The organism is uncultured Imperialibacter sp. (genome assembly GCF_963974565.1).
In the GTDB taxonomy this organism is placed as follows: domain Bacteria; phylum Bacteroidota; class Bacteroidia; order Cytophagales; family Cyclobacteriaceae; genus Imperialibacter; species Imperialibacter roseus.
Window position 1 is genome coordinate 110,712 of record NZ_CAXBCJ010000019.1, and the last position, 23,085, is coordinate 133,796.

Sequence of the window (23,085 nt, forward strand, 5' to 3'; positions counted from 1 at the left end):
CAAATGTTCAGTTCACAATTTACTAAGCTAATAAGGCCACTTTACTGAGGACTTCTTAATAATATGTAATGCATTAGGGCCTTCGCAAAAGATTAAATCGAGAATGGAGAGGTTAGGGACAAATTCGCTGCCAAAGTTTTGCTGGTACACAGCAGGCACGAAATGATCAATTTCCCCATTAGTGCTCTTGGGGCTAATTTTCGACCTCAAATCGGTAAAATCAAAATCTTTTGCCAATAAATATTTTTCTGACTGTAAAAATTTGTCTGACAGTCCGGCGCATTTCAGACATAATGACAGCAACTTTTCATTAAAATCAAGCAACCTGTCTGTCGGACTCAGAATCGCCTTTTGAAAATCTTCCCCAAAAAATTCGAAGAAAGGCGACTTGCCATAAGCGGAAAGGATGCCCTTCCAAAAAGGCCGCTGCCATGAAATGCTGTTATCAATCAACACTTCGTGAAAAGGGATTTTGGGAGCTGTGTGGCGCACGGGCACTGTCAGCGCCAGAGGGCCGTTGGCTCCAAGGACGATGCACCGGTTTCTGTAAGACTGCTTGATGTAGTTTTCATGCACATCGAAAATCACTTTGTCGAAGCTTTCCCAAACTGCGAAGTATTCAATGCATGGCAATAGCGGAAACTCGCAAACCACAATTTTTTCTGCGCCCACTATAAGAACTGGTTAAAATCTCCAAGCCCCTCTCTGATCACCTCAAACTCGTCGTCGACGCAATTGACAATAGTGCTGGGCACATTGTTGCCATAGCCGCCGTCAATCACTGCATCTACCAGGTCTTCATATTTTTCAAAAATGAGACCCGGATCGGTTGAATACTCAACAACCTCGTCCTCATCGTGAATGGAGGTAGTGATAATCGGATTACCCAGCACATTTACTATTTCCCTGGGAATATTGTGGTTTGGCACCCTAATGCCGACCGTTTTTTTATTGGCATGCAAAATTTTTGGCACCCGGCTGCTAGCTTCCAAAATGAATGTAAAAGGCCCCGGGAGCGCTTTCTTCATCACTTTAAAAACAGGCGTGCTCAGGTGGCGGGTGTATTCCGAAATATGACTAAGGTCGTAACAAATAAAAGACAGGTTAGCATTCTTCATTTTCAGCCCCTTAATACGCAAAATTTTCTCAATGGCCTTCTGATTGAAAATATCACAACCCATTCCGTACACAGTGTCGGTCGGGTAAATGATAACTCCTCCGTCTCTCAATATCTCCACCACCTGATCGATCTTCCTCATGTCGGGATTATCGGGGTGTATTCTTATCAACTCTGCACTCATATGGTTAGCTCTTTGCCTTCTTCAGAAACATTTTCTGACCCGAAAAGAATCTTTTTGCATCAAAAAATTCCAAATCCTGTTAAATACACTAAACTTTGAAGCCGCTAAGTTAACTGAAGTTAAACAGGTATGACAAAACGCAACGTATTGGTTGGGGCAATAGTGGTATTTTCCACCCTGGTATCATCATTTGCCTTTTACGCTTATCAGGTGCTCTTCACTCCCAATTTTTTAACTGAAACAGAAGGGGATAAGCCGTTCATTATCGAGAAAGCAGCTACTTTCAAGGATGTGCAAAACTCATTGTACGACAATGGCTATGTGACCGATCTGGTTTCCTTCAGCTTCCTTGCCAAGCTGATGAACTACCATGAGGCGGTGAAGCCGGGGTATTATATCATCCGAAAAGACATGAGCAATATCGAAGCCATCAGGATGCTTCGGGCGGGGCTGCAACAACCTGTTGACATCACCTTCAGCAATGTGCGCCTCATGAGTGAGTTGCCTGAGAAGCTGAGCAAAAACCTGATGATGTCGGAAGAGGAACTCAAGGCTTTGTTGCTTAGTGACTCGGTGGCTGAGGCCTATGGCTTCACCCAGCAAACGTTCATCAGTATGTTTATTCCAAACACCTACGAAGTGTATTGGACCATTACCGGCAAGGCATTTCTGGACAGGATGCACAGTGAGTACACCAAATTCTGGAGTGCACAAAGGAAAGAAAAGGCCGATGCCCTGGGAATGACGCCTGTGCAGGTATCGACGCTGGCCGCTATTGTGCAGGCCGAGTCCATTAAGGGTGAGGAAAGTGCCACCATTGCGGGGCTATACCTTAACCGTCTGAAGAAAGGCATGCCCTTGCAGGCTGACCCTACGCTCAAATTCGCCCTTGGCGATTTCGCCATCCAGCGACTACTCCTCAAAGACCTCGAAATAGATTCGCCCTACAACACTTACAGGAATGCCGGGTTGCCTCCTGGCCCTATCAACATGCCTACCATTCAGAATATTGAAGCCGTGCTGAACTACGAAAAGCATAAGTACCTGTATATGTGTGCCAGAGAAGATTTTTCGGGTTATCATGCATTTGCCACCAACCTGATTGATCACAACAAGAATGCAAAGCGTTTTCAGGACGCTTTGAACAAAGCCAAAATATTCCGTTAAATATGTATACCCACGAAACCCAGCTGAGGGTACGCTACGCAGAAACAGACCAGATGGGCTACGCTTATTATGGCAACTATGCTGCTTACTACGAAGTGGCCAGGGTGGAATGCATTCGGTCGCTGGGATTCTCTTACAAAAAGCTGGAAGAAATGGGCGTGATGCTGCCTGTGCTGGAGCTGCACACCCGTTACCTGCTGCCTGCCCGCTACGACGAGCTGCTGACTGTTAAAGTGGTGATCCCAAAAAAGCCGACGCTGAAGATTCTTTTTCAGTATGAAATATTGAATGAAGCTGGTAAGCTGATCAACCAGGGAGAAACTACACTGGTGTTTATCAACATGGAAACCAACAGGCCGATGCGCATGCCGGAGGTGATGGGGAAGCTTTTGGAACCGTATTTCAGTAATCAGTAAGGAGTATTCAGTAATAGGCGGGGTACCAATGAGGTGCGTCTTCAATCACCTGAAAGTTCAAAAAGCAGCTCTAATCTCAACTGTAAGTGGTAAATGGCAGGAAATAATCAGTAATCAGTGGCGTGCTTAGTATGTGGCGAGTACGAAGATTTAAAGTGCATAAAGTGATGCGGCTCACTACTATCTACTACTTACTGATCACTGAATACTTTTTTTCTTCCTGCCTATTGGCATATATCACCCAAACCACTACATTTGCAATCCGTTTGAAGAACGGCAAACAGAGGAGTGGCAGAGCGGTCTGCCACAGGCATCCCTTTGGGGGAATGCGGCGGTCTTGCCCCAAAGGGATCCCTTCGGGAAAAACCGTTGAACTGCTCAAACAATGTTCTTTACATACATATTGAAAAGTGAGGTTGATCAGACTCATTATTATGGTCATTCAAGCAATTTGCTTGAGCGGTTGAAAAAACATAATGGTGGAAAAGTAAGATCAACTAAAGCCAAAAGACCGTGGAAAATTCTCTACTATGAAGAATTTGAAACAAAGTCCGAGGCCTACAAGAGAGAAATGTTTTTCAAATCGATAGATGGTTATCGGTTTTTAAAAGATAAAGGTATTATTTGACCAAACACAGAGGAGTGGCAGAGCGGTCGAATGCGGCGGTCTTGAAAACCGTTGAACTGCGAGGTTCCGGGGGTTCGAATCCCTCCTCCTCTGCTCAAACAAGAGCTGGACGAAAGTCCGGCTCTTTTTGTTTGTAGCTCTCCAAACATCACACAATTCACCGTTGAACAGCGAGGTTCCGGGGCGGTTCGCCGTTGCGATTCGAATCCCTCCTCCTCTGCTCAAACAAAGGCCTGGTGCATTGCACTGGGCTTTTTGCGTTTTTAGCCCAGCATCGATTGCCATCTTTTGGGGCCAATCTGTATTTCTACGGATCGAACGTTTCGTTTGTGTTTAAATAAAAAAGTAAAACTGGCTCAATGCGTCTCGCCCGGCCGGGCTTCTCCAGTCGGATAGGCTTGGACCTTTTGCTTTTTTATGACCACTTGGGATATTGGATTTAAGGGCAACCTCCCCAGATTTTCCGTTTGATTCCTGTTTCTGAACGTCTCGTCCTCTCTTCCCAAATAAAAAACCCCAGCTCTTGCCGGGGTTTTCATTACAACATCCTCCAATTTCAATTTTAAACCATCTCGCCTTTCATTAATCCGGCCAGCATGTTTTTGAAGTTCTCTTTCTTGTTCAGGTGAGGAATGGGCTCCTTGGGTTCGGCTACGCCCAAAAACTTACAAAGCGGGCCCCAGCCATCACTCACATCATAAATCAGCAATTTGTCTGCCGGCACATGTGCTTTTACATTTTCAATATGCTGGCTGAAAACTTTCTCTGCAAAAGCTTTGTCCTCCAGCCTGCCTTCCAGATGCACTTCAAAAATCATCTTCTTGGCTAGCTTTACGCACTTAATCACTTTTCTCAATCTTGGATTGAATAGTAGCTTAGCGAGCATTCCTAGCTTCTCACCAAGCGACTGGGGGCCAGCTCTCCAAATCGTGCTCAAAATACTGGTGTGCCATTTTTCAAAAGGCCTCACAGTCAGAATTACCTTGGCATCGGGGTACTTAAGCATGTGCTCTTTGTACCAGGGGTAACAGGGAAAATCCACAGAAGCCTGATAGCCATCATACAAGCTGTCCCAATCGGTAGTCTTGGTGGTTTCCAGGGTAGTCCAGTAATGAAGGTTGTCCGGGTGCACCAGCAGCTCCTTCATGTGGTAAGTTTTTGAATAGCCCAGGGTTTCGAGGGCCGCTTTCAGGGTGTTAGTGCCGGTTCTCGGCATCCCAGCCCCAATAATTTTGATTGACATTTTCCAGGTAGGTTAGTTTATAATATTGTTAAAGTAGTAATCTTTACTTTAAATAGTATTTCTCCCATTAGAAAAATCTCAGAATAATAATTTAAAAGTTATTAGATTTATAGAATTTCATTCTGTTATACCAGAATGAAATAACCAACGCTAACGACCTACTTATGAATTTTAAACCTACCTTTCTACACCTTGTAGCGGGCATGCTTTTATTATCCGCCTGCTCTCCCGAAACCAAAGAAACACCTCTGGAAAACACCTCCGAAAAGAAGGATCAAAACATGTTTGGTCACCGAATGCCCAGGGGGCTAACCATTACCTCAGAGGGCTTGATGGATGGCTACGCCTTATTTCCTGTTGCAAACTCGCCGCTGTTTTATCTTGTCAACCGTAAGGGCGAAGTAGTACACCAATGGAAGTCAAACTACGGAGTGATGGGGGCATACCTTATGTCTGATGGCTCCCTGGTTCAGAATGTATATGATCCGGATTTTCCTGTATTTGCCGGCGGCGGCGAGACAGGGAGGCTGCAAAAAATCAGCTGGGACAGCAAAATCCTGTGGGATTTTGAATATGCTAACGATGAGTACCACGCTCACCATGACATAGCAGTGCTGCCAAACGGCAACGTGCTAGCTATCGCCTGGGAAGCCAAAACAGTGGAAGAAGTGATTGCTGCTGGTAAAAACCCTGAGACAATTCCAAAAGCAGGCCTTTGGCCAGATAAGATTGTGGAAATTGAACCCCAGGGGCAACGAGGTGGAAATATTGTATGGGAATGGCACGTGTGGGATCATTTGATACAAAACTACGACGCAACTAAGGCCAATTACGGCAACCCTGCGGAACATCCGGAGCTTTTGGACTCCAAACTAGGAAGAGCTCTCCCTCCTCCAATCTCTCAGGACAGCATGGACATCCTCCAAGCCAAGGGCGACGAATGGAGAAATCAAACTGCCGACAACAGGGGCTCGGATATTTACCACTTCAATGCCATCAACTACAATCCCGAACTGGACCAGATTGCTTTCAGCTCTCCCAATTTGTGTGAAGTTTTTATTATCGACCATAGCACTACAACAATAGAAGCTGCGGGCCATCAAGGCGGGCAATACGGGAAGGGAGGCGACTTTCTTTATCGCTGGGGCAATGCGCAAAACTATGGAAGAGGCGATTCGACCGGCCAGATGCTCTTCCATCAGCATGACGTACGTTGGGTAGAAAAAGGAAGACCAGGTGAAGGCAACCTTACAATCTTTAATAACGACATTGACGGCAGAGCCGATAGCCTCAACTTTTCAGCAATTTATGAGATCACGCCTCCAATTGACGAAAAAGGTGGATACATAATGGAAACCGGGAAGCCCTTTGGCCCGGAAAAACCCACTTGGGTATATACAGCACCTGACAGTGTGTCTTTTTACAGCAGCTTCATTTCAGGCGCTGAAAGGTTAAGGAACGGAAATACATTTATCAACGAAGGAGCCCGGGCCAGGTATTTCGAAGTGACGCCAGAAGGCAAAACAGTATGGGAATACCTTAATCCGTTCAGAGGTGAAATCCGCAAACTCAATGGAGACCCCGTGTCTTTAATGCCAATGGTCTATAGTAGTTTCAGGGCCAATTTCATTCCTGCTGATCACCCTGCATTTGCAAGCAAAACATTGACTGCCTTGAGCCCCCAACCAGAGCCGTTCCTTTTGCCTCCTCCTTCCAAAGAATAACTTTACATTCATTGAATAAATAGTCAACAGTAACCTATCTATACTTATGTTTAAATCAGTCAAATCACTGACCCTTATTTTGTTGGTAGCCGGACTCGCCGGTTGCCAAAACCCAAAAGAGACAGAAAAAGCACCAGCTGAACCACCCAATATTGGTGGACTTGGCATTACAAGAGGGCTTGTCAAAAACATACCAGAAGCTACCCAAGGTTATGTAGTCTTTAGTCCGCTGCTCGGCTCCACGACCTACCTGGTGAATACAGATGGGGAAGTGGTACATACCTGGGAAAGTGAGTATGGCCCCTCGGGCTGGGTCTATTTGAAAGACAACGGCAACCTGCTGAGAGGCGGCAGAGACCCAAAAGCACCCGTGTTTGGTGGTGGCGGACAGGGCGGCTACCTGCAGGAGTTCACCTGGGACGGAGAGTTGGTCTGGAACTATCACTTCGCTACCCAGGACTATCTGGCACACCATGATGTAGCCATAATGCCAAATGGAAATATTCTGGCAATCGGGTGGGAAGCCCGGAGCCCTGAAGAAGCGATCAAAGCGGGAAGAAAGGCTGAATATATTCCCAAAGCGGGTTTGTGGCCTGATTTTGTGGTGGAGCTACATCCTGAAGGAGCCGACAATGCGTCTATTGTGTGGGAATGGCATATTTGGGATCACCTTATCCAGAGCCACGACAGCCTTGGTGACAACTATGGAGCACTCTCGGAACATCCGGAGCTTCTGGATATTAATGCCGGAGGTCATGAACCAAATGTGCCTACTGCGGAGGAGCTGGCAGAGTTGAAAGCCACCGACAACGTAGCCACCAATGCTACAGTTGATAACAGTGGATCAGACTTGTTCCATATCAACGCCATTAACTACAACGCAGCACTTGACCAAATTGTGCTTAGCTCACCGAACTTAGGAGAGGTGTTTATCATAGATCACAGCACAACAACGGAAGAAGCCGCTGGCCACAGTGGTGGAAAATCAGGCAAAGGCGGAGATTTTCTTTATCGCTGGGGCAATCCGGAAAATTATGCCCGTGGCGACAGCACCCATACAAGACTTGGCGGTCAGCATGATGTACAATGGATTCCCACAGGCTACCCTGGCGGTGGCAACCTGATGGTTTTCAATAATCAAGTGCCTAATTCTAAAAAGCCATTTTCTTCAGTTTATGAGTTCAAAGCGCCTGTACAAGGTAACAATTATGCAATAACCGCAGGGCAGGCATACGGGCCGGAACAGCTGATTTGGTCTTATGTTGACAAAGACAGCATTGGCGGGTTTTCGCCTTTTATTTCTGGTGCTCATCGCATGCCAAACGGCAACACCTTTGTGGCACAAGGTGTGAAAGGCCGAATGAGCGAAGTGACACCTGCCGGAAATATCGTTTGGGACTATCTCACTCCTTTTGCAGGGAATGTAAAAATGGAGGATGGCACGTCGCCACAGCCAGTGGGGCCGTTTAAGTACGCAATTTTCAGAGCGATCCATATTCCTTTGGATCACCCAGCCGTGGTCGGCAAAGAATTAACTCCCTTGAGCCCACAGCCCGCCCCTTATAAAGAAGAGCCAAAGAAGTAAGCTAATTGATTGGCATAGGCTTGCAACGGCTTATGTCAATTTCATTTTCCTCAACCCACCATCATGCAAAATACCTGGCAATTAAAACTTACCCTCTTGCTGGTTAGCAGCCTAACCATCATGTCTGTCATTACCATTTCCCCGGCGCTGCCACATATGGCAGTAGCTTTCGGCAGCGTGGAGAACGCCGACTTTCTCGTGAAGCTGGTTTTAACCATCCCTGCGCTGTTCATCGCCATCTTTTCGCCCATCACCGGCGGATTGATTGATCGCTATGGCAGGCTGCGACTGCTATGGCTGGCGTTGGCGCTGTATGCTATCACAGGGTCTGGAGGGTATTTTTTAAACAACATATACCATATCCTCATCTCCAGGGCTTTATTGGGAGTGGCCGTTGGCATGTCGATGACAATTGTGATCACTCTCATTGCGGATTACTTCGAAGGAATGGAGCGACAAAAATTTGTTGGCTTGCAAGTAGCCTTTATGTCGCTGGGAGGTATCCTATTCATTGGTCTTGGAGGAATTCTAGCCGATATCAGTTGGAAAGCCCCCTTTCTTATTTATCTCTTCTCACTGCTGGTGCTTCCCTTGAGCATTATTTTCCTAAAAGAACCTGGCGTTGCTGTGTTTACCAAAGCAGCCTCGGACAGCGCAAAATCTCCTGGCATCATTTGGCTGCTGTTTTTCAACACGATGACGATGTGGATTATCTTCTTCCTGATTCCCGTGCAAATCCCCTTCCACCTGAAGGCCATCGGAGTGGAGAAAAACGCCCTGATAGGAGCAGCCATTGCTACCAGCACGGCCTTTTCAGCCATGTCCTCCATTTCATATGCTAAACTCAAAGGAAAGCTCAGCTTTCTGGCTGTTTTTGTACTGGGCTATGGACTAATGGCTATCGGCTATCTGTGCATCTCCATTTCGGAGACTTATGGCATGGTGATCCTATCGATGATGATTTCGGGGCTGGGTATCGGCATGATGATTCCCAATACCAACATGTGGGTGATGAAAATAGCCCCGCCAGAAATAAGGGGCAAGGAAATTGGGAAGCTGACAACCTTTTGGTTTTTCGGACAGTTTATTTCCCCGGTCATTATTTTCCCGGTTCTTAGCGTTTTGGGACTGTCATCAACCTTTATGGCCGCCGCCATTCTTATGCTAGCTATTTCGGCTGCGTTCCTTATTTTTCATTTTAGTAAGGCGGGGAAGGCAGTTGTTCAATAACTAAACACCGCATGAGTTCTGATTGACTTATCGATCCTGTAGTGGCACGTGAAGACACGAGGCCACAACCAGGAATGTGCTATCGCCTTGGTGAGTGCCCCACTCTCCAATCCAGTCACTCCCCTGCCCTAATCACCTAGTTCCTTTCATTCGCCCGACACTCGTTTTAACCGGGCTTGATAGGCCTGCCAATAATTTCGTTTGGTGGCCTCATTCAAAAACGAGGCGGCAACTAATTTTTCTACTTTGTCGGACCCTGACTTCAATAGGCTAAACATATCTTTTGTTTGTTTTTCCGATATGGCAGCCTGGTCAGCCAATGTGAAGAACTGCTGGAGTATGCTGCCCTGGCCTAATTTGCCAGGCAACAGCCCACCCTCCAGAGCAAAATCTTTATCGTCAATATGAATTCTACTGTTTAGTAAATCATACGCCGGGCTCAGGCGATAGTCTCCCAGTGGAGTTTCCAACAGGGAAAAGTTTTTAAAGTGAGCGTCTCCGTTAGAAAACAGGTAGTTAAAAACCAGCACCTTGAACAATTTAGGTGCCTCCAGTTTGTAGGCGGGCACATAGCGTTTCATGAGCTGAAAAAGCTCCAGGTAGCTGCCCAAATACTTGTAATGCTCACCATGAGTTTGCGGCGTTCTTTCTGCCAGCGAAGCAAAATCTTCCTGAGCTCTTTTGCTTCCATCTTCCTTGACATCAAACCGCCTGGTAATGTAAGCTGGCGATCCATTCTTAAAAAATATAAGGGCATTCTCCGCTGTTTCTATGCCATATACCTGCCGGGCTATTTGCATTGTTAAATGCTCATTGGCTGGCATTTGATCAGCTTTCTTTCCCACCGACGGAACAGGCTTAAGGATGTAAGTCCCCCTTTCACCTTCATTGACCAATCGGAGTTTGTTCTTTTCCAGCAGTGCCGAAAATTTCTCCTGAACACCCGAGATGGATATTCGCTTTGTATTTTCCTGGAATAATTCATCCGCTTCAGGATTGTCCGACGGAGACTCGTAGGGCAGCACATGATAAACCTTTTTGCCACTGAAAACTCTCTTCAAACAGGTTCTGCTATAGGTATTAAAACCAGCTGCCAGCGTTCCCGGGCAATATTTTATTTCTGGCAACCTCATGGCTGGCCCTCCACCTTAACAACCCTGATTGCTCCAATGGCATCTGTTTTTGCAATTGCCCTGAGGATTCCAAAATAGTCATCAGCATCAAGCTTCATATGATGACAAACTACTTGCTTATTGGAGCCCTCAGGCAAGATGTTGAAGAAGAAGGGGAAAAGATAGCTGGAATGATGTTCCTGTTGTGATTTGGGTAAAGTCAGACTGATAGCTGGCTTGCTACTATCCGCCATCCAATCATCAAGGTACCGGAAAATAAAGGTTCCGTCATCCTGTTGCATGAGCACACCAGCTACTTGGTCCTTAAATAATATGTTAGCCGCTCTCATTTGCTATCAAGGGTATTCTTCACTTGCAAGCGAACCTCCATTCCCAGAACATCGGCCAGTTTTTGAAGCGTTTGAAGGGTAGGATTCCCCTTTCCAGTTTCAAATTGCTTGATGGTACGCAACCCCACACCGGAAATTTCTGCGAGCGTTTCCTGGGTAACCTGCATCATCTCCCTACGATCTTTAACGATCTTATGCATCTCCATAAAGTGCATCATACTGCTCTTTTCAATACAAAAGTATGTTTTTTTTCAGGGAAAAGCAACCAAAAGAGCTATATAATGCACTATTGATTGTTTCGGTGGCCTGGAAACTGAAAACGTCACCCCGGGTGTGCATCTTCAAGCCCGCAGTGGCACGTGAAGACACGAGGCCACAACCAGGATTGTGCTATCGCCCTGGTGAGTGTCCCCACTCACCTTGCTCTACACGATAGCTGCTTTCGATTAAAAAGCCCGCTGAGTTCCTACTCCCCTCCACCAAACACCTCATTCCCTTCATTCCCCCCAGCCATTATATACGCCAGCAGGTCTTTCAGCTCCTCCTCATTGAGCCTGTTCACCAGCCCGGGGAACATCAGCGAAATGTAAGAGTACTTCGTACTCACCACCTCACTCTTAGGAATGGTGCGGGTTACTTCCGGAGCAAATGGGTTTTGAAAAATGACATAGGCGTCATCAGTTTCATTGGTCAGGCGCCCAACAATGGAGCTGCCGTCTTTCATGGTGAAGACCGTGGAGGCATACTGATCAGACACCACTTTGTTAGGGTCGATGATGGCCTCCAGCATGTCTTTTTTAGAGAATCTGGTGCCAAGCTGGGTCAGGTCGGGGCCAATGCCGCCACCCTCACCCTGCATCGAATGACAAGAAATGCATCTGGTGGCAGCGTACATATTTTTGCCTTGCAGAAAGTTTCTGACACTTGAATCTCCCTCTATCAATGGCAGCGCTTCATCAACTGTCCAGTTTCTACCGGGGCCTTTAGGTGATGGGGCATTGCTGGCCAGGTCGTTACCTGAGTTCGTTAGCAGGTCACCACCAGAAAGCTTATCGTAATAAGCTAGCTTGTCTTTTGGTACGTGGGTAAGTGCTGCCTGCCTGGCTTTGTTTACAAAACCCACGTAGCTAACGCCTCCTTTGTAACCAAACGCTTTGTTGAACCACGTGAAATACTTGTCTGACATGTCGGCGGTCCATCCACTTTTAGCGGAGCTGAGCACCGTTGCCAGGTAAGTCTGCTGCGCAGGAGGCACTTTCGACAACATCCCAGCAATGTCCATTCCGTACTGTGGGTTTCTCAAAATCAAGTCGGCGGAAGCACTGGCTGTTTTTTCTATCGGGTCATCCTTGGCATTTTCGAGCAAAGCGAGTGTTTTCTCAGTTCCTTTAGGGTCATCGAGGTATATCAAAAGCTTGCTGAGTCCACGGTTCAGCTTGTTGGAGTTGGCTGGGTAGGCCTCATTCAAATAGGCCACAACTTGCGTTTTCACTTCGCCTGCTGGTGCACCCATTCTTAGCATCACCAGTTCCATGGCACGCAAAAGATCGATTTGCTGCATTTCACTGAGCACCTTGTAATCTACCGATGCCAGCGCTTTCAATGCTGCATCTTTCTGGTTTTTATTGCCATGTCTGGAAAGGGCAATCATCGACTGTGTCAGTGCTACCGGCTGCTTTTCTGCCAGCGCTTTGGCTTGCCATTCGCTAACGGGCTGGTGCTCTACAGCCATTCTTGCTGCATAGCGAACAAACCGGTCGTCGTGGCTCAGGTAAGGCCAGGCAAAATCCACGGCCCTGGCTTGAGGTTCGCCATGGTAGGCTTCCAGTTGTTTTCGTATGGTGGCAGATTCGGTGGCTGCTGCAACGGCAGGAGCTGCTACCGACTCGTCGCCTGTGTAGGTTACCCTGTAAAGATCCGACTCCAACCGACGGCCTCCGGTGAGAAAATACAATGAGCCGTCAGGCCCGAAAATACCGTCTGTGAGTGGTAGCGGAACACCAGACAGGAATTCCTGTGGCTCTGCGGTATAAGAAGCCCCGTCAGGACTTAGGAAAATGGCGTAGATAATACCGAAGCTCCAATCGGACGCAAACAGCGCTTTTTGATACTTGGTGGGGAACTTCGAATTCTTCCCATGAGTGAGGTTCGTTGGCGACCCCTGACCAATATTGATCACTGGCGGCAGGTTATCGGGGTAGTCGGGCGACCATTTGCTGTTACCTGTGCGCCAGCCATACTCACTGCCGCTGGTTACATGACAAATGCGTGTGGGCCTGTACCACGGCATACCAAAGTCCCACTCCATGTCGGAATCGTAGGTGAAGAGCTCACCCTGTTCGTTGAACGCAATGTCAAACGGGTTGCGGTAGCCGGCACTTACCAGCTCCCAGGTAGTTCCTTCGGGGTTTATTTTGGCCACCCACCCACCTGGTGCCATCCGGTCGTTGGCATGGCCTCGTGGATCCTTGATCAAAGGAAACAAGTTGTCCTCCTGCCACACTTTTGGGTATCGGTAAGCATCCATTTCCGGCACGTCGGTATGGTTACCAGCAACTATATAAATAGATTTTCCATCGGGTGCCAGCACCACACTGTGAGGGCCATGCTCGCCTGCACCGTTCAAAGACTTAATTAATGTGATTGATTCAAACTGGTCGTCACCATCCAAATCCTGTAGCCTGTAGAGGCCACTTGTTTTTTCGAACTCCTCATTGCCCCAGTGGTTGACCATCACATACAAACTATTGAAAGCATAGAGCAGCCCCTGAGCGTAGCCCATGCCTATTTTGAAAGCAGAAGTATCATTTAGCGCTGGCTTAAGATCGCCTACCTTCAGCCGCTCTATCCTGAGCGAATCCCCCGACTCTTTGGCTGGGATTTCCAGTCTGTAGAGCCAGCCGTACTGGTCGGAGGTGATCATGCGGCCTTTGTTGTCGAAAGTCATAGCCACCCACGAGCCATTTTCGTTTTCGGAAGGGCTGTACAAATGCTCGGCCTCAAAGCCGGGCAGCAGCTTCAGCTTGGCAACTTTGGGGTGAACAGGCTTTGTTTCGGCTTCTTTCTTTTCCTCGCAAGCTGAGAAAAGACTTACAAAAAGAGCAACAGACAATCCTGCTAGTATTCTCTGGGAAATGGTGAACTTCATGCAGTTTAATGTTAGGTGTTTAGGATAAGAACTAAATCTAAAAAATACTTTCAGATTGAACACCAGTTATTTGCTTAAAGGCGATAACAGAGCAAAGAAAAATCAAGCTTTGCCTGGATAGATGTGAAATTGGAGCAAGAAGCGGCCAGATCCGTCGATTACCATTTGGTAAACTTTCTATCTCAGTGCCAATTTCCTTTTCACTTTCTGTAATAAACCCACTAGCTTCATCACTAATATTTTAAATGCTATTTTAAATTCAATCAGTCAACCCAAACTACTATAAGCCTTGAACATTCTCGTTACAGAACACATCCACAAGAGCTTTGGCGATTTCAAAGCGCTGGATGATGTAAGCATCACCATTCCCGAAAACACCATCTTCGGACTGCTTGGCCCAAATGGCGCCGGCAAAACCACCCTTATTCGCATCATCACGCAAATCCTTATGGCCGACCAGGGCAAGGTCATGTTTCATGGTCGGCCCTTGGAGCTGGAAGATGTGCACCGCATTGGCTACCTGCCAGAAGAGCGGGGTCTCTACAAAAAAATGAAAGTGGGTGAGCAACTGCTTTATCTGGCACAGCTCAAGGGAATGAGCAAAGGCGAGGCCAGCAAAAAGATAAAGGCCTGGATGGAGAAATTCGATATCATTAGCTGGTGGGGCAAAGCCGTGGAAGATCTATCCAAAGGCATGGCGCAAAAAGTGCAGTTTATTGCCACCGTGTTGCACGAGCCTTCACTAATTATCCTCGACGAACCTTTCTCCGGCTTCGACCCTGTGAACGCCAACCTGATCAGAGATGAAATTCTTGAAATGAAGAAAAAGGGTATTACCATTATTTTTTCCACCCACCGCATGGAGTCGGTGGAAGAGCTTTGTGACCATATTGCCCTTATCAACAAGTCTAAGAAAATACTTGAGGGGCCAAAGAAAGACATCAAGGAAACCTACAAGTCCAATACATTCAATGTGCTCCACCATGGTAAAGTAAATGGACTGCCCGCCGACTTTGACACTTTAAGTACTGAGGAAGTGGAAGGAGCCATTCACTCGACCATACAGATCAAATCGGCTCTCGGGCCAAATGATTTGCTGAAGGCACTCATCAGCCAGGTGGAAGTGCATGAGTTTGTTGAAAAAATACCCAGCATGAACGAAATTTTTATCCAAAAAGTACAGGAGGGCGGCCATGAATAAGATATCACTCATTATAGCAAGAGAATACATCACCAGGGTGCGCAAGAAGTCATTTCTTGTCATGACCATCGTAGGCCCACTGCTTTTTGCCTTGCTTATCATCGTGCCTACCTGGCTTGCGACCAGAGATGGCGATGAAAAGGTCATTGAGGTTGTTGACGAATCCGGCTTATTCAAAACCGTGTTGACCGACACCGACGAGATCAAATACTCTTTTGTGAATGAAGACCCTGACGCCCTTAAGCAATCGCTTGAAGGCAGCGAGTATTACGGATTCCTCTACATTCCCAATATTGACATCGACAACCCGCAAGGCATTCAGTTCTATTCCACGTCGAAACCCAGTCTAAGTGTCATTGGCGATTTGGAATGGGGCATCAGGCAAAAAATTGAAAATATCAAGCTGGAGAAATCAGGTCTCGATAAACAAGTGCTCGACAACCTGAAGGCGAAAGTTGACATCGCCACCATCAGCATCACCGACCAGGGCGAGCAGGAAAGTAGCTCCATAGCCGCTACCGGTATTGGTTACATTTCATCGCTGCTGATTTACTTCTTCATTTTCTTTTTTGGCGCCCAAATCATGCGAGGCATTATCGAGGAAAAAACCAGCCGTATCATTGAAGTAATTATCAGCTCTGTGAAGCCTTTCCAACTCATGATGGGGAAAATAATCGGAGTTGGTGCCGTTGGGCTTACACAGTTCTTGCTCTGGACGCTCCTTACTTTTACGATTACTACGGTGCTCAGCAGTGTGTTTGGCTTCGAACCACAGGCTGCAAATAGCATGGTGAACGCCCAACCTGGCATGGCCGAAGTGCAGGCAGCGGCGGCCGATCAAAATGAGTTCGCTAAGATCATGACTGCCATTGGGTCAATCAACATCCCACAGGTGCTCTTCTTCTTCCTGATATATTTCCTTGGCGGGTACCTTCTCTACGGTTCACTATTTGCTGCAGTAGGTTCGGCAGTAGATTCAGAAGTCGACTCTCAGCAGTTTATGCTACCTGTTACGCTGCCACTCATTCTTTCGATCGTTTCTTTGGGAGCGGTTTTGAACGAGCCGGATGGGTCTTTGGCCTTCTGGATGTCCATGATTCCGCTAACCTCTCCAGTCGTTATGATGATGCGGATACCCTTCGGCGTGCCCATTTGGCAGCTTCTGCTTTCTGTCACGCTCCTGGCAGGTGGTTTCATGTTTACCGTGTGGCTTGCTGCCCGAATTTACAGGGTGGGCATTCTCATGCATGGCACGAAAGTGAATTACAAAGTGCTGGCCAAATGGTTTATGATGAAGAATTAATTAACGTCGACACATGGTCTAGAATTGACAAACTAGATTATCAGGAGGTTTTCAGGTTTCGCTCCCTTAAGGGTTAGGGGTCAATCGAAACCTGAAAGTCTCCCTGACTCAAATTATTCATCTGGTGTATAATCAATGGATACTGCATTATGACACTCCCTAAAAACGAGTTTCATGCAATTACCTGACGAGACAATATCTGCTCAAAATTCCCGTATCTTAGCTTTCACTTATAGCCAAAGATATTCGGAATGCAGTACCCTCTGAAAGAAGCCACTACCCTCGAGTTTTATAAGGATAACTCCAACTTCAAGTGGGTAGTGGTTTTAATTGCCATCCTGATCAGCATCGGGTCTATCTACTACACCAGCATAGTGGTTGAGAGCCTTAAGGACAGAGAAAAAAGGCTTATCGACCTTTTTGCCAATACCCTGGAGTATACCGCCAATGAAGACGGTGAGTCCAACCTTACCTTCATTTTTGATGAGATCATTGTAGCCAACAACTCAATCCCGGTAATTATAGCAGACGAATTCGGCATCCCCTCGCAGTCGAAAAATGTTAAAAAAGCGGACGAGGCAAAAACTGAAAGAGAACGAATAAGAATTCTGGCAGAAACACTGAAGGACATGGAGAAAGACCATGAGCCCATCGTTGTTACGCTGCGTAACAAAAACAAAAACTACGAAATAACAGGCTACAACTACATCTACTACCAAAACTCTGACCTTCTCAAACAGCTCACCTACTACCCCTACATCCAGCTGTCAGTGATTTTCCTCTTTGGGCTCATTGCCTACATCGCCTTCAACTCGTCCCGCTCCGCCGAGCAAAATAGGGTGTGGGTGGGGCTGGCCAAAGAAACAGCCCATCAGTTGGGCACGCCGCTCTCCTCGCTCATGGCATGGGTAGAATATTTCAAAACAGATGATCGCTTCAAAGATTCGGACATTATCCCTGAGCTCAACAAAGACATCGAAAGGCTGGAAATGATCACCTCTCGTTTTTCTAATATTGGTTCGGTACCGCAGCTCAACGAGGAAAATCTTTACGACGCCCTGGAGGAAACCATCAGCTACCTGCAGAAAAGAGTCTCGACCAGGGTAAAGTTTATTCTCAGCGCTTTCCCCAACAAAGACATCAAAGCCGACATTAATAAGCCCCTGTTTGCCTGGGTGGTAGAAAACCTCTGCAAAAACGCCGTGGATGCTATGAGCGGCACCGGCACCATCGAAATCAAAATCCTGAAAGCCAATGAGGGCAAAGTGATGGTCGACATCAGCGATACGGGAAAAGGCATTCCCAAATCAAAAATCGGTTCGGTATTCCAGCCAGGCTACACCTCCAAGAAAAGAGGCTGGGGACTTGGATTAACACTGGTAAAGCGAATTATTGAAAATTACCATACCGGAAAGATTTTTGTTAAGTCATCTGAGCTGGACAAAGGGACCACGTTTCGCATCGTTTTGAAAGTTTAGTCGGGAAGGATAGAATCGCCTCCCTAAGCCCTATTCTAAGTGGTTCACAGATAAGCGGAAAAGAATTCAAATTCTTTGGAATCAAGATGGGAATCAAACTTGGCTTTAAAGGATTATTGGTTTAATTTTGCACTTCGAAATTCAAAGTGACATAATTCTTATAACACTCACAAAATAATGGCGAACACCGGAAGAATAACCCAGGTAATTGGACCCGTCGTTGACGTTAGTTTTGAAGGCGAAGGCTCCAAACTGCCCGAAATCCTTGATGCCCTTAAGGTTACCAAAGAAAATGGCCAGGTAGTAATCCTGGAAGTACAGCAACACCTGGGCGAAGACAGGGTTCGTACTATTGCCATGGACAGTACAGATGGTTTGAGCAGAGGGATAGTAGTTACCGATACTGGCGCTCCTATTTCCATGCCCATCGGCGATGACATCAAAGGCCGTTTGTTCAATGTGGTTGGTGAAGCCATTGACGGCATCAGCCAGCCTGAAGGCAAAAACAGGCTTCCTATTCACCGTTCTGCCCCAAGGTTCGAAGATCTTTCAACTTCCACCGAGGTGCTTTTCACAGGAATCAAAGTAATCGACCTTATCGAGCCTTACTCAAAAGGTGGTAAAATTGGTTTGTTCGGCGGTGCCGGTGTGGGCAAAACAGTATTGATCCAGGAATTGATCAACAACATCGCCAAGGCCTATGCTGGTCTTTCAGTATTTGCTGGTGTGGGTGAAAGAACACGTGAAGGAAATGACCTTCTTCGTGAAATGATTGAATCTGGTATCGTAAACTATGGCGACGACTTCCTTCATTCGATGGAAAAAGGTGGATGGGATCTTAGCAAAGTAGATAAAAAGAAATTACTTGACTCGAAGGCTACCTTCGTGTTTGGCCAAATGAACGAGCCTCCCGGGGCCCGTGCAAGAGTGGCTCTGTCAGGCCTTACCCTGGCTGAGTACTACCGTGATGGTGATGGAACAGGCAAAGGAAAAGACATTCTTTTCTTTATCGACAATATCTTTCGTTTCACCCAGGCTGGTTCTGAGGTATCTGCCCTTCTTGGTCGTATGCCTTCTGCGGTAGGCTACCAGCCTACACTGGCTACCGAAATGGGTGCCATGCAGGAGAGAATTACTTCTACAAAAAATGGTTCTATCACATCGGTGCAGGCTGTTTATGTACCTGCTGATGACTTGACTGACCCTGCTCCGGCAACTACCTTCTCTCACCTTGATGCCACAACGGTACTTTCAAGAAAGATTTCCGAGCTAGGTATTTATCCTGCTGTGGATCCTTTGGATTCTACATCAAGAATTCTTTCAGCCGACATCGTGGGCGAAGAGCATTACAGATGTGCGCAAAACGTGAAGGAAATTCTTCAGCGCTACAAAGAACTTCAGGACATCATTGCCATCCTTGGTATGGATGAGCTTTCTGACGAAGATAAACTGGCTGTTTCGAGAGCTCGCCGTGTGCAGCGTTTCCTTTCTCAGCCATTCCACGTAGCCGAGCAGTTCACAGGTATCCCTGGCCAGCTGGTCGACATCAAAGACACTATCAAAGGTTTCAATATGATCATGGCTGGTGATGTTGATCACCTTCCGGAATCGGCCTTCAACCTGAAAGGAACCATTGAGCAGGCTATCGAAGCTGGCGAGAAAATGTTGGCTGAAGCTGCTAAAGCGTAATCTGAAACTGTAAAACATGTATTTGGAAATTATCACACCCGATCGTAAAGTGTTTGAAGGAGAAGTTGATGCTGCTACCTTCCCTGGCAGCGACGGCTCGTTTCAGGTGCTGAACAATCACGCACCTATTATCAGCTCTTTGGCGAAGGGAGATTTAATATACAAAACCAAGGAAGGATCAAAAATCCTCATGGTTGATGGTGGCGTGGTGGAGGTAAGGAATAATCATGTGATTGTTCTTGCAGAATCTGTGGAATAGATCATCAAAGCAAATAATAAAAGCCTCTGACAGCCCTTGTTGTCAGGGGCTTTTTTCGTTTTAAGCGGCCTCTGACGCCCTTGTTGCGGACTGAGTTACCATTTTCCAGGCATTCAAACTGGGTGTCAACTATTTAGACTACTTTTATCGACACATTATACATACCTACTTGCTCATGAAAAGAATTCTGATCCTATTAGCTCTCGGGCATTTTTTATTCGTCGGCTGCACCTCCAACCAGCCAACTACCGCCTGGCAAATTGGCCCCTTTGTGAAACAGGACGATGCCAACCCCATCTTAACGGCACTGGATAGCACGGCTTTTTTCTGCCCCGTGAGAATGGACAGCGTGTACTGGGAAGCGAAGGACGTATTCAACCCCACGGCGCTGGTAAGAAATGGGCAAGTGCATCTACTCTACCGAGCCGAAGACAGGGTCGGGAAATACGCAGGCACATCCCGCATAGGATTGGCCGTCAGCGATGATGGTATTCACTTCGAAAGGATGCCAGCCCCCATTTTCTACCCCGAAAATGATGATCAAAGCAAATACGAGTGGGAAGGTGGCTGCGAAGACCCCAGGATTGTAGAAAGTAACGACGGCATCTACTTTATGACCTACACAGCTTACGATGGCGAAATAGCCCGGCTGCTGGTGGCTTCATCTAAAGACCTGGTGAGCTGGACAAAATATGGCCCGGTCTTTCAATCGGCCGAAAACGGGAAATTCCTTGACCTTTGGTCGAAATCAGGCGCTGTTGTCACAAAAAGAGACGGCGATAAATTTGTCGCTACCAAAATCAACGGCAAGTATTGGATGTACTGGGGCGACACCAACATTTACCTGGCCTGGTCCGACGACCTCATCAACTGGACGCCAGTAACCGATGATGCGGCTGGTGTAACCGACTACAAGCTAAAGCCCATTTTCGGCCCACGGCCGGGCAAGTTCGACAGCGACCTGGTGGAGCCTGGCCCACAGGCTTTCGTAACCGACCAGGGCATTCTCCTCATCTACAACAGCAGAAATTTTGGAGAAAACCGAACGGCTGATTTGGCAGACGGTACCTACTCCGCAGGGCAGATTCTTCTTGACATCAACGACCCCGCCGAAGTGGTAAGCCGCTCCGACGATTACTTTATGACACCCGATAAAGACTATGAAATCACCGGTCAGGTAAACAATGTGTGTTTTCTGGAAGGGTTAGTGAATTTCAAAGGCAAATGGTACTTATATTACGGAACCGCTGACTCTAAAATCGCAGTAGCGGTAAGTGAATAAAAAATTTAATAGGTCCGACAATGAAAAAATTAGCACTATTTCTGGCTATTGCTGCTTTCAGCACCGCTTCATTTGCCCAAAACAAGCTCACTAAAGAAGAAAAAAAAGATGGCTATATGCTCCTTTTTAATGGAAAAGACCTCTCTGGCTGGATAGGCAATAAGCAAGATTATGTGGCGGAAAACGGCACTATTGCAGTGAAAACAGATGCAGGTGGAAGCGGCAATCTTTACACTGAAAAGGAATACGGAGATTTCATTTTCCGCTTTGAGTTCAAGCTAACACCTGACGCCAACAACGGTCTGGGCATCCGCACACCACTGGAAGGCGATGCTGCTTATGTTGGTATGGAGCTGCAGATATTAGACAACACTGCCGAAATGTACTCCAAGCTTCAGCCCTATCAATACCATGGCTCCGTATATGGGGTTATCCCGGCTAAGCGTGGTTTTTTAAAGCCTGTTGGCGAGTGGAACTACCAGGAGGTTGAAGTGAAGGGCAACAAAGTCAAGGTGACGCTTAATGGCGAAGTAATTGTGGATGGCGACATCGCCGAGGCCAGCAAAGACGGCACTATGGACCATAAAGAGCATCCAGGTCTGAAAAATAAGAAAGGCTACATTGGCTTTTTAGGCCATGGCTCAGAGTTGTATTTTAGGAACATCAGGATAAAAGAGCTTGATTGAATAACTCATCAACAAATCAGTATTCAGGTTTTAGGATAACAGAACCTCCGCCGGGATATTGAATTCCTTGTGAAATAGTCTTGCCAATTCCAGGGTCAAAGGCTTCCGCTTATTCAAAAGTGAGGAAATATGCCCTTTGCTCCCATACTTTCCTACCAAATCTTTATTCCTGAGGCCAAGCTCCGACATTTTCAACCTGATCGCATCTATGGGATCAGGTAATGGGACTGGAAAGTGTTCATCTTCAAACTGCTTAATAAGGAGCAAAGCAACTTCCACCTTTTTGCCGGCTGGGGAATCTGGAGCCACCTTTCCGTCAAACATTTCATCCACCCATTCAAGATAAGCTTCATATTGAGCTTCGTTTTTTATTACCGCCAATTCCATCCTATTTCCTTTTAAATTGTACAGTTACTACATCTATTTTGTCATACTCAGTATGAGTGCCAAACCACTTGACCTGGATTGCCTTAAACTCAAATACAATGCGGACAACAAGTCTATATTTATTCCCCATTATGTTAAACACAACCCGATCGTCACCAACCACACTGGCATTCCCATACACACCCTTCAAGTCATTAAAGCTTTCAAAATCAGCTTTTACTAATTCGTGATACCACTCGAACAGCGCCGTCGCTGCCAATAGGTATTTTTTTGAGTACTCCAACAGAGTTCTTCTTGTTATGATATTGAACACACATCAAACATAGAAAGTTTTCCTAAAGAAAACTATTAGGCGGGATAAAACACACCTCGGAGTCCACAAAAAGTCTCGCCTATATGAACTAACAGGGCCTCAATCGTAAAAAAGCCATCATTTTTGATGGCTTTCTGTTCTCCTGCTCCTCCTCATCGATTGGCGTATTGGGCTCGAGTCGTGTGACGAACCGCAAGCACGCTCTGATTAACAGTTAAATGTACATTGTAAAACCAAGGATCAATCTGAATTTCTGGGGGGAGTTGATTTTTGGCATCGGTACTTTGTGTTAGCATAAAGAAGCAAAAGGTCCAAGCGGGACGCATTGAACCAGTTTTGCTTCTTTATTGCCTGCTAATCGTTGAATAGAATAATGTTCTTTTGAGTTTTACTCCCCAGGTTTTCCGCTTGATCCAAAACCAACAGGTGCTCTACTTTCGACGAACGTATTTTCCACTTGATCCGGTATTGATTCTCAAAAAGTATAAACACAAAAAAGCCATCATCCCTGATGGCTTTCTTTACTTCTGCTCCTCCTCTTGGGCTCGAACCAAGGACCCTCTGATTAACAGTCAGATGCTCT

At 46.6% G+C, this 23,085-nt stretch carries 23 protein-coding genes and 1 tRNA gene; 14 read left to right on the forward strand and 10 right to left on the reverse strand.

The genetic code is table 11. The annotated features are described in order from the left end of the window. Positions 1 to 27 precede the first annotated feature (27 nt). Both AAC052_RS22035 and AAC052_RS22040 read right to left on the reverse strand, forming a co-directional pair. Complete coding sequence (locus tag AAC052_RS22035; RefSeq protein ID WP_339815521.1) at positions 28 to 672, reverse strand: WbqC family protein; 645 nt, start codon at positions 670 to 672, stop codon at positions 28 to 30. Next, entirely contained in the window at positions 672 to 1,301 is a 630-nt protein-coding gene (locus tag AAC052_RS22040) for an L-threonylcarbamoyladenylate synthase (protein WP_317489496.1), read from the reverse strand. Before AAC052_RS22040 ends, AAC052_RS22035 begins: the two co-directional genes overlap by 1 nt. Positions 1,302 to 1,430: 129 nt before the next feature. Between AAC052_RS22040 and mltG the strand changes: the two genes are divergently transcribed. The 4 genes from mltG to AAC052_RS22060 all read left to right on the forward strand — a co-directional run bounded on the left by mltG (position 1,431) and on the right by AAC052_RS22060 (position 3,605). Continuing rightward, positions 1,431 to 2,468, forward strand: coding sequence for an endolytic transglycosylase MltG (gene mltG, locus AAC052_RS22045; RefSeq protein WP_339815522.1), 1,038 nt, complete (start codon positions 1,431 to 1,433; stop codon positions 2,466 to 2,468). A gap of 2 nt (positions 2,469 to 2,470) precedes the next feature. Next, on the forward strand, positions 2,471 to 2,884 hold the full coding sequence (locus AAC052_RS22050) for a thioesterase family protein (protein ID WP_339815523.1): 414 nt from the start codon (positions 2,471 to 2,473) through the stop codon (positions 2,882 to 2,884). 385 nt (positions 2,885 to 3,269) lie between these two features. Next, positions 3,270 to 3,512 (forward strand): GIY-YIG nuclease family protein, encoded by a 243-nt coding sequence (locus AAC052_RS22055; RefSeq protein ID WP_339815524.1) that lies wholly within the window; start codon positions 3,270 to 3,272, stop codon positions 3,510 to 3,512. An 8-nt stretch (positions 3,513 to 3,520) separates the two neighbouring features. After that, a tRNA-Ser gene (locus AAC052_RS22060) sits at positions 3,521 to 3,605 on the forward strand. Positions 3,606 to 4,074: 469 nt separating this feature from the next. Here the strand turns inward: AAC052_RS22060 and AAC052_RS22065 are convergent. Further along, positions 4,075 to 4,755, reverse strand: a complete 681-nt coding sequence (locus tag AAC052_RS22065) for a sulfotransferase family protein (RefSeq protein ID WP_339815525.1) — start codon at positions 4,753 to 4,755, stop codon at positions 4,075 to 4,077. 164 nt (positions 4,756 to 4,919) lie between these two features. Here AAC052_RS22065 and AAC052_RS22070 point away from each other — a divergent pair, with 164 nt between their 5' ends. From AAC052_RS22070 to AAC052_RS22080, 3 genes are all read left to right on the forward strand, one after another. After that, positions 4,920 to 6,479 carry an aryl-sulfate sulfotransferase gene (locus AAC052_RS22070; protein ID WP_339815526.1) on the forward strand — a complete coding sequence of 520 codons (1,560 nt, stop codon included), beginning with the start codon at positions 4,920 to 4,922 and terminating at the stop codon, positions 6,477 to 6,479. 46 nt (positions 6,480 to 6,525) lie between these two features. Then, complete coding sequence (locus AAC052_RS22075) at positions 6,526 to 8,064, forward strand: aryl-sulfate sulfotransferase (protein ID WP_339815527.1); 1,539 nt, start codon at positions 6,526 to 6,528, stop codon at positions 8,062 to 8,064. 63 nt (positions 8,065 to 8,127) lie between these two features. After that, positions 8,128 to 9,294, forward strand: a complete 1,167-nt coding sequence (locus AAC052_RS22080) for an MFS transporter (RefSeq protein ID WP_339815529.1) — start codon at positions 8,128 to 8,130, stop codon at positions 9,292 to 9,294. Between the two features lie 146 nt (positions 9,295 to 9,440). On the opposite strand, the gene AAC052_RS22085 is transcribed toward AAC052_RS22080, so the two are convergent. The 4 genes from AAC052_RS22085 to AAC052_RS22100 all read right to left on the reverse strand — a co-directional run bounded on the left by AAC052_RS22085 (position 9,441) and on the right by AAC052_RS22100 (position 13,904). Next, the gene (locus tag AAC052_RS22085) at positions 9,441 to 10,355 is read right to left on the reverse strand and encodes a HipA domain-containing protein (protein ID WP_339815530.1); all 915 of its coding nucleotides are present in this window, start codon (positions 10,353 to 10,355) and stop codon (positions 9,441 to 9,443) included. Positions 10,356 to 10,423: 68 nt separating this feature from the next. Then, positions 10,424 to 10,756 (reverse strand): HipA N-terminal domain-containing protein, encoded by a 333-nt coding sequence (locus AAC052_RS22090; RefSeq protein ID WP_339815531.1) that lies wholly within the window; start codon positions 10,754 to 10,756, stop codon positions 10,424 to 10,426. After that, complete coding sequence (locus AAC052_RS22095; RefSeq protein WP_317489491.1) at positions 10,753 to 10,974, reverse strand: helix-turn-helix transcriptional regulator; 222 nt, start codon at positions 10,972 to 10,974, stop codon at positions 10,753 to 10,755. The genes AAC052_RS22090 and AAC052_RS22095 overlap by 4 nt, the downstream gene beginning before the upstream one ends. A gap of 248 nt (positions 10,975 to 11,222) precedes the next feature. Then, positions 11,223 to 13,904: a c-type cytochrome gene (locus AAC052_RS22100; RefSeq protein ID WP_339815532.1), complete on the reverse strand. Its 2,682-nt coding sequence runs from the start codon at positions 13,902 to 13,904 to the stop codon at positions 11,223 to 11,225. Between the two features lie 289 nt (positions 13,905 to 14,193). Here AAC052_RS22100 and AAC052_RS22105 point away from each other — a divergent pair, with 289 nt between their 5' ends. The 7 genes from AAC052_RS22105 (at position 14,194) to AAC052_RS22135 (ending at position 21,802) form a co-directional block, all read left to right on the forward strand. After that, positions 14,194 to 15,105: an ATP-binding cassette domain-containing protein gene (locus AAC052_RS22105; RefSeq protein ID WP_339815533.1), complete on the forward strand. Its 912-nt coding sequence runs from the start codon at positions 14,194 to 14,196 to the stop codon at positions 15,103 to 15,105. After that, a complete protein-coding gene (locus AAC052_RS22110) occupies positions 15,098 to 16,408 on the forward strand; it encodes an ABC transporter permease (protein ID WP_317489488.1) in 1,311 nt (436 codons plus the stop codon). The genes AAC052_RS22105 and AAC052_RS22110 overlap by 8 nt, the downstream gene beginning before the upstream one ends. A gap of 251 nt (positions 16,409 to 16,659) precedes the next feature. Then, positions 16,660 to 17,886 (forward strand): HAMP domain-containing sensor histidine kinase, encoded by a 1,227-nt coding sequence (locus tag AAC052_RS22115; RefSeq protein WP_317489487.1) that lies wholly within the window; start codon positions 16,660 to 16,662, stop codon positions 17,884 to 17,886. 177 nt (positions 17,887 to 18,063) lie between these two features. Next, a complete protein-coding gene (gene atpD / locus AAC052_RS22120) occupies positions 18,064 to 19,575 on the forward strand; it encodes a F0F1 ATP synthase subunit beta (RefSeq protein WP_317489486.1) in 1,512 nt (503 codons plus the stop codon). Positions 19,576 to 19,591: 16 nt separating this feature from the next. Next, entirely contained in the window at positions 19,592 to 19,834 is a 243-nt protein-coding gene (atpC, locus tag AAC052_RS22125; RefSeq protein ID WP_317489485.1) for an ATP synthase F1 subunit epsilon, read from the forward strand. Positions 19,835 to 20,009: 175 nt separating this feature from the next. Next, a complete protein-coding gene (locus AAC052_RS22130; RefSeq protein ID WP_339815534.1) occupies positions 20,010 to 21,116 on the forward strand; it encodes a glycoside hydrolase family 130 protein in 1,107 nt (368 codons plus the stop codon). 20 nt (positions 21,117 to 21,136) lie between these two features. Then, on the forward strand, positions 21,137 to 21,802 hold the full coding sequence (locus AAC052_RS22135) for a DUF1080 domain-containing protein (RefSeq protein WP_339815535.1): 666 nt from the start codon (positions 21,137 to 21,139) through the stop codon (positions 21,800 to 21,802). A 30-nt stretch (positions 21,803 to 21,832) separates the two neighbouring features. Here AAC052_RS22135 and AAC052_RS22140 read toward each other — a convergent pair whose 3' ends face one another. The 3 genes from AAC052_RS22140 to AAC052_RS22150 all read right to left on the reverse strand — a co-directional run. Continuing rightward, a complete protein-coding gene (locus tag AAC052_RS22140) occupies positions 21,833 to 22,189 on the reverse strand; it encodes a transcriptional regulator (protein WP_339815536.1) in 357 nt (118 codons plus the stop codon). A gap of 1 nt (position 22,190) precedes the next feature. After that, entirely contained in the window at positions 22,191 to 22,448 is a 258-nt protein-coding gene (locus tag AAC052_RS22145) for a type II toxin-antitoxin system HigB family toxin (RefSeq protein ID WP_339815538.1), read from the reverse strand. 408 nt (positions 22,449 to 22,856) lie between these two features. After that, on the reverse strand, positions 22,857 to 23,085 hold a 229-nt coding region (locus tag AAC052_RS22150; RefSeq protein WP_339815539.1), incomplete at its 5' end, for a hypothetical protein.